The organism is Corallococcus sp. 4LFB (genome assembly GCF_046520365.1).
Taxonomy (GTDB): domain Bacteria; phylum Myxococcota; class Myxococcia; order Myxococcales; family Myxococcaceae; genus Corallococcus; species Corallococcus caeni.
In genome coordinates this window covers 1-6,750 of record NZ_JBKGHJ010000455.1, presented here as the reverse complement: position 1 = coordinate 6,750, position 6,750 = coordinate 1, and the positions used below count along the sequence as shown (strand labels likewise).

Sequence of the window (6,750 nt, the reverse complement as noted above, 5' to 3'; positions counted from 1 at the left end):
GAGCCCGGCGACGACGTGTCCGGCACCCGCACCTGGCGCAACCTCGTGCGCCTGCTGGACGGCGTGCGCACCGCGAGCGGCGTGCGGCGCGTGTACGCCGTGGATACGCGGGGCCGCGTGCGCGCGGACGCGGGCGGCAACCTGCCCGTGGGCGCCGAGGTCCCGGACCTCGCGCGCGACCGGCTGGAATTGACGCGGGTTTTCGCCGGCAAGCGCGCCGCCAGCCAGGTGCTCTTCACCGGCTCCGACGGGCTGCTCTACAAGACGGGCTACGCGCCCGTGGTCCAGGACGGACAGGTGGTGGGCGCCATCGGCGTGGAGGGCAGCGCGGCCTTCTTCGGGCCGCTGCGGCGGCTGTGGCGCACGTTCGTCATGGCCAGCGCCGTGGCGCTCGTCGCGCTCGCCCTCATCGCCGTCATCACCGCGCGAGGGCTGGCCCGCCCGCTGCGGCGGCTGATGGACTCCGCGCTGCGCATCGGCCGGGGGGACCTGACCACGCCGGTGCCTCCGGAGCCCACGCGTGAGATTGGCGTGCTCGCGCGGGAGCTGGAGGTCATGCGCGGCGCGCTGGAGAGCCGGGACCGGCAGCTCAAGCTGATGCTCGCGGGCGTGGCCCACGAGGTGCGCAACCCGCTGGGCGGCATCGCGCTCTTCTCCGGCCTCCTGCAGGAGGACCTCCGCGCGGGCGCGCACGCGGACGCGAACAGCCACGTGGACCGCATCCAGCGCGAGGTCGCCTACCTCCAGCGCATCGTCGAGGACTTCCTCGCCTTCGCCCGGGAACAGCCGCTGGCGCGCGCGCCCATGGAGGCGTCCGACCTCGTCTCCAACGCGTGCGAGCTGCTCTCCGCGGAGGCCCAGGGCAAGGGCGTGTCCCTGGACATGTCCGCCGCGCCCGCGCACCTGGAGGCGGATGGCAGCCTGCTCACCGCCGCGCTCGTGAACCTGGTGAAGAACGCCGTGCAGGCCGCGCCCGCCGGCAGCCGCGTGCGCGTTCGCGGCGAGCTGCGCGACGGGCGCTACGCCATCGACGTCCAGGACTCGGGCCCCGGCGTGCCCGAGGCCGAGCGCGAGCGCATCTTCGAGCCCTTCTTCACCACCCGCGAGCAGGGCACCGGCCTGGGCCTGCCGCTCGCGCGCAAGATTGCCCGGGCCCACGGCGGCGAGCTCGCGCTGCGCTCCACCCCGGGCGACACCGTCTTCACGCTGACGCTGCCCTGTCCCGCTCCCGGGCCGGAGGCGGCAGCGGCGCGGTGAGCGGCACCACGTCCTGGACGTCGAACTGCAGCGCCATCTGCCCCACCTCCCCGGAGACGACCTGCAGCGTCCGCGTGGCCTCCTGCGTGGCGGACAGCCTGCGCAGGGTGCCGTCCATCAGCTGCGACAGGTCCGCGATGGCGGTGGCGATCTGCGCGAAGGCGGCGTTCTGCTGCGTCACCGCGTTGGCGATCTTCCGCGCCGCCTCGGAGCTCTCCTGCGAGCTGCGCGACAGCGCGCGCAGGGACTCGCCGGAGGCGCGCATCTGGTCCAGCCCGGTGGCCACCTGATGGACGCCCTGCTCGCTCATGGCGGCCGCGTCGCGGATGCCCTGGCCAATCTCCGCGAGGATGTTGCGGATGCGCCGTGTGGCCTGGACGGATTGATCCGACAGCCCGCGGATCTCCCTCGCCACCACCGCGAAGCCCCTGCCCGCCTCGCCCGAGCGCGCCGCCTCGATGGCCGCGTTCACGGCGAGCAGGTGGGACTGGTCCGCGAGGTCCTTCACCGCCTCCGTGATTTCACCAATCTGCACCGTGCTCTCCTCCAGCTTCGACAGCCGCTGCTGGATGCCGGACACCGCGCCCCGGATGGCCGCCAGCCCCTCCAGGCTCAGGACCACCGCGGCCTCGCCCTGCTGGCCCAGGACCTCCGCGCTCCGGGCCACGCGCAAGACCTCCTCCGCGGAGTCCGCGGCAATCCTCGAGGCCCGCCGCAGCTCGTCCGACGTCACCTGCGTCTCGTGCAGCGCCGCCGCCTGCCGGGTGAGGCCCTGCTGCTGCTCGTCGTTCGACACGCGCAGGTCCGTGCCGGCCTCTCCCAGTCGCCGCGCGGAGGTCTGGAGCAGCCGGGGAAACCTCCGCAGCCGGGACAGCGCCCCGTTCATCCCCGACGCCAGGTCGCCCATCTCGTCCGTGGACACCCAGCGCGGCGAGCGGATCCGCCCGGACGCCAGGCCGGAGATGGCCTCGTGCACCGAGCCCGCGCTCGCCGCCTGACGCCTCGCCAGCATCCCCGTGGTGAAGGCCGGCAGGACGAACACCAGCGCGCCCACCCAGGGCAGCGCGAAGCCCAGGTCCGCGAACAGCGAGCTGCCCACGTCATCCAGCTGCGACGCGGCCCGCCACGCGCCATCCGCCAGCAGCACCTCCTTCAGGTGGGTGCGCACGCCCAGCAACTTCACCACCACCACGCACGCGCTCAGCACGACCGTGGCGAAGATGGTGGACAGGAACGTGAGCGGCAGGAACCACGACTGCCGGGGCCAGAAGAGGCCCGAGCCCGTGGGGGCCGTCTCCGGATGCGCATCCTGTTCGCGCAGCGCCCACGGCAGCGCCAGCCGCTCCAGCCCCAGGGCGATGGGGAACGCCACCACCACGCCGAAGCAGAACGCGATGAGCGTCCCCAGCCCCACCCGGAACCCGTCCTTGCCGAACCACAGACACACCGGGAGGCTGAAGAAGAAGCCGCCCAGCGTCCACGCCGCGCAGGTGGTGAAGACCATGGAGCGCCAGGGCAGCTCCAGGATGCGCCGCAGCCGGTCCCCCGGCCCGTCCCCGCCGTGACGCCGCAAGGCCCAGGCCGCCAGCCACCGCAGCGTCACGTAGGGATGGAGCAGCCCGAACACGAGGACGATGAACGGCAGGATGGTGGCCGTGACGAGCACCCCCTCCCGGCTCGACAGCCCCATCGCCATCGCGATGAGGTAGGCGCACACGATGGACGGGGGCAGCACCCACCGGAGGAACAACCACGTCCCACGCCAGGCCAGCTCCCGGATGTCTTCTGCTTCATTCATGTGCGTACGCCCCCCGTCCGGTCCGACGCAAAGGCCGGGCCGGCGTGTCTCGCGACTGCGTCATCACCACCGGCAAGAAGGCTGCTTCAGCCCGCGCGAAGGCTCACGCCTCGCCGCAGGACTCGAACACGCGCGCCAGCAACACCAGGGACCGGTGGGCCGCGACGCCCACGCGCGCCGGCTCTCCCGTTGTTACGTCCGTGGTCAGCTTGAGGATCTCCAGCGCCTCGTCCGGGTGCGCGTCGTCATAGCGGGCATGCGCGCGCAGCCACCGCAGCGCGTGCGCGTCCATGCGCATGCCGTCCCGGGCATACGCGGTGAAGGGCTCCACCACGGCGCGCGTCCAGACGCCGGTGACCCCCTCGATGGCCCAGTTGGACGCGGCGATGCCCTCCGCCAGCGACCCACCGAGGCAGGTGGCCAGCAGGTGCTGGTGGAGCGCCTGGACCTCCGGCGTCATCGGCGCCTCGAAGGCCCTGGGCGCGTCCACGCCCGCCGCCTGCATCCAGTCAATCCACCACTCGGCGTGACGGGCCTCCACGCCCAGGTTCTGCAAGAGCCAGCGGCGGATGCTGGCGTCACCGGGACGCAGGCCGTAGGTCGTCTTCGCCAGGGACAGCCCCATGTACTTGGGGAAGTGCTCGACGATGGGGAAGCACCGCACCAGGAATCGCTGCCAGGCGCCCAGGGGCGGATGCCGTCCCTCCGCCGTCTCCCGGAACAGCGTGGCCGTGCACGCCGCGTCCCACGCGGGCTTCAGCGAGTCCAGCATCGCCTCCATCCAGGGTGGATGCGGCGTGCGCCTCAACGCGGCGGGCTGGTAGCGCCGCAAGACGTCATCCTGCTTCAGCGACGAGACGGAAACCCCTGCTGGGACAAGAACCTGGGACACTCCGGCCGGAGACGACACGCGACGTGCTCCTGCCCGCGGATGGATGACAAGCCGTCATGGCCGCCCCCCTCCATCCCGAGCGTCACCACGGTGCCGGGATGTCTGTGTTTCATCCAGACCCCCTGCGACGCTCAACAGGCTGTCCAATGTTTGTTTGTCGTAAATCCCGCGAACGCCCATCCAACATTTCTTGTTTTCACGGTCTACGGCATCTTCCACCAGACATCCGCCGGGTATGGCCCACTCAAGACCCGGGGTGAAGAAGGTCGCGCGCCTTGAGCAGCATGCGCCGCAGCGGCGCTTCGTCCGCGCGCACCAGCGCCTCCTCCCACTCCAGCCACTGGATGCCGAACGACTCCGCGGGGTCGTGCGCGAGCGACTCCGGGTCTTCCGCCACCACCAGGTAGCGCACGTCCAGGTGGCGGTGCTCGGGCTCGTCCTTGCGCGCGGGGATGACGTGCACGTCCACGTCCAGCGGGCGCGGCGCCGTGGGGTGCGGGTGCACGCGGCACCCGGTCTCCTCGCGGGCCTCGCGCAGCGCCGTGGCCTCCATGTCGCCTCCGTCTCCGGCCTCCGCGTGTCCCCCGGGCTGCAACCAGCGCTTGAGCTTCGCGTGGTGCAGCATCGCCACCCGTCCGCCCGCCGCGTCCACCACCACCGCGCTGCCGGTGAAGTGCGCCTCCACCTGCGACCGGGAGAAGGGCTCCTTCAGCGACGCGGCGAAGTGGCGCATGCGCGCAAGGTCCTCGCGCTCCTTGTCGTCCGTCGGGACGTGGCGCGCGAGCAGGTCAGCGAGGGACGTGGAAACGGAGGCCATGCGCCCGGATAGACACCCACCGCGCCCGGGACGCCAGCCCTTTCACGGCGGCCCCGCGTGCGCCCCGGCCGGTCCGGTGTAGGGTGGCCTGGCGTGTGCATTGCGCCGGAGCCCACCCCGGCGACACCCCACCCCTCCTTCCCGAGCAGGCGCATGGCCCGCATCCTCGTCATCGACGACCACGACACCCTCCGCGAGGGCATGACCGTCACCCTCACCCGCTCCGGCCACACCGTGTCCGCGGTGAAGAGCGGGGCGGACGGGCTGGCCGCGTACAAGAAGGGCCCCTTCGACCTGGTCGTCACGGATTTGAAGATGGACGGCATGGACGGCATCGCCGTGACGCGCGCCCTCAAGCAGGCGGACCCGGGCGCCGTCGTCATGGTGGTGACGGCGTTCGGCACCATCGAGACCGCCGTGCAGGCCATGCAGCAGGGCGCCTACGACTTCATCACCAAGCCCTTCCCCCCGGAGGTGCTGCGCGCCAAGGTGGACAAGGGCCTGGAGCTGTCCGCCACGCGCCGCCAGGTGGAGCGCCTCACCGCCCGCACGGACGCGCACGACGCCGACGCCGCCCTCACCCACCGCGACATCGTGGGCGACAGCGAGCCCATGCAGAAGCTGCTCGCCCAGGTGCGCAAGGTGGCGGCCAGCGACGCCACCGTGCTCGTGCGCGGCGAGAGCGGCACCGGCAAGGAGCTGGTCGCGCGGATGCTCCACCAGCGCTCCCCGCGCAGGGACGGCCCCTTCGTCGTCGTGCACTGCGCGGCCCTGGCGGAGACGCTGCTGGAGAGCGAGCTGTTCGGCCACGAGCGCGGCGCCTTCACCGGCGCCGTGAAGCGCAAGCTGGGCCGCTTCGAGCTGGCCGACGGCGGCACCCTCTTCCTGGACGAGATTGGGGAGATTCCCGCCTCCGTGCAGACCAAGCTCCTGCGCGTGCTCCAGGAGAAGGAGCTGCAGCGCGTGGGCGGCGAGGAGACGCTCAAGGTGGACGTGCGCGTGGTGAGCGCCACGCACCGCGACCTCCAGGCGGAGGTGAAGGCGGGCCGCTTCCGCGAGGACCTCTACTACCGGCTGCACATCGTCCCGCTCACCCTGCCGCCCCTGCGCGAGCGCCCCGAGGACCTGCCCGCGCTCGCCCGCCACTTCGTCGCCAAGCACGCGCCCCGGGTCAACCGGCGCGTCACCGGCATCGACGACGCGGCGCTGCACGCGCTCACCCGCCACGCGTGGCCCGGCAACGTGCGCGAGCTGGAGAACGTGATGGAGCAGGCGCTCGTCTTCGCCGAGGGCGAGACGCTCACCCCGCAGGACCTGCCCTCGCACCTGGCTGGCCAGCCGCCGCGCATGGACGCGGGGCTGCCGGTGCCCCAGGGCGACCGCCCCCTGCCCGACATCCTGGAGGACCTGGAGCGCCAGCTCATCGCCCGCGCCTACGAGAAGGCCGGCGGCGTGAAGACGGAGACCGCCCGGCTGCTGGGCATCAAGACCTCCGCGCTGTACTACAAGCTGGAGAAGTACGGCTTCCTGCCGCGCGGCGAACGCCCCGAGGAGGGCTAGCCCCCAGCGAAGGGGCCCGCCCCCCGGCGGCCTCGGAAATCCGTCACCCCCGCCCCGGCCCCATGACTTTCCACCGTCCGGCCCACCCACCCCGCCCCACCCTGCCCGTGCAGGTGCCCGGAACCAGGGCGCTTTCCGCCGGACCTGGGAACGGAGTAGGAGGGAAGGACTGGCATCCGCCTTGCTGACGGTGTCCCCCCGATGATGTCGCGTGTCCTCCCCCTCCTCCTGTGCCTGCTCGTGGCCGCTCCCGCCGGGGCGACGTCCGGCCTGGAGCAGGCGCGCGCGAAGGCCCAGGCGGCGCGCACGGAGGCACGCACCCTGCGCACCCGGCAGCAGGGGCTGCGCGACGAGCTCAACGGGCTGGCCGCGCGCATCGAAGCCCTCAAGACCCAGCGCCAGGGGAAGCTCACCGCGGGCGACGAG

General features: G+C 72.5%; 5 protein-coding genes and 1 pseudogene. 3 read left to right on the top strand and 3 right to left on the bottom strand.

Annotation, left to right across the window (positions count from 1 at the left end; translation table 11 throughout):
* Positions 1-1,257, top strand: a 1,257-nt coding sequence (locus ACLEQD_RS33810; protein WP_410389725.1) for an ATP-binding protein, incomplete at its 5' end; no start/stop codon positions are given.
* Here ACLEQD_RS33810 and ACLEQD_RS33805 read toward each other — a convergent pair.
* The 3 genes from ACLEQD_RS33805 to ACLEQD_RS33795 all read right to left on the bottom strand — a co-directional run bounded on the left by ACLEQD_RS33805 (position 1,202) and on the right by ACLEQD_RS33795 (position 4,764).
* Positions 1,202-3,055, bottom strand: a complete 1,854-nt coding sequence (locus tag ACLEQD_RS33805) for a methyl-accepting chemotaxis protein (protein ID WP_410389723.1) — start codon at positions 3,053-3,055, stop codon at positions 1,202-1,204. The two genes, ACLEQD_RS33810 and ACLEQD_RS33805, sit on opposite strands and share 56 nt — an antisense overlap.
* 103 nt (positions 3,056-3,158) lie before the next feature.
* Entirely contained in the window at positions 3,159-3,887 is a 729-nt protein-coding gene (locus tag ACLEQD_RS33800) for a TenA family transcriptional regulator (RefSeq protein WP_410389721.1), read from the bottom strand.
* 304 nt (positions 3,888-4,191) lie between these two features.
* Entirely contained in the window at positions 4,192-4,764 is a 573-nt protein-coding gene (locus ACLEQD_RS33795; protein ID WP_410389719.1) for an NUDIX hydrolase, read from the bottom strand.
* Between the two features lie 153 nt (positions 4,765-4,917).
* Here ACLEQD_RS33795 and ACLEQD_RS33790 point away from each other — a divergent pair, with 153 nt between their 5' ends.
* On the top strand, positions 4,918-6,324 hold the full coding sequence (locus ACLEQD_RS33790; RefSeq protein ID WP_410389717.1) for a sigma-54-dependent transcriptional regulator: 1,407 nt from the start codon (positions 4,918-4,920) through the stop codon (positions 6,322-6,324).
* Between the two features lie 201 nt (positions 6,325-6,525).
* Positions 6,526-6,750 (top strand): annotated as a pseudogene (locus ACLEQD_RS33785) (TetR family transcriptional regulator); the annotation flags it as partial.

Coding starts and splice junctions, on each gene's coding strand:
- ACLEQD_RS33790 (WP_410389717.1), top strand. CDS start 4,918: ATGGCCCGCATCCTCGTCATCGACGACCACGACACCCTCCGCGAGGGC.
- ACLEQD_RS33805 (WP_410389723.1), bottom strand. CDS start 3,055: ATGAATGAAGCAGAAGACATCCGGGAGCTGGCCTGGCGTGGGACGTGG.
- ACLEQD_RS33795 (WP_410389719.1), bottom strand. CDS start 4,764: ATGGCCTCCGTTTCCACGTCCCTCGCTGACCTGCTCGCGCGCCACGTC.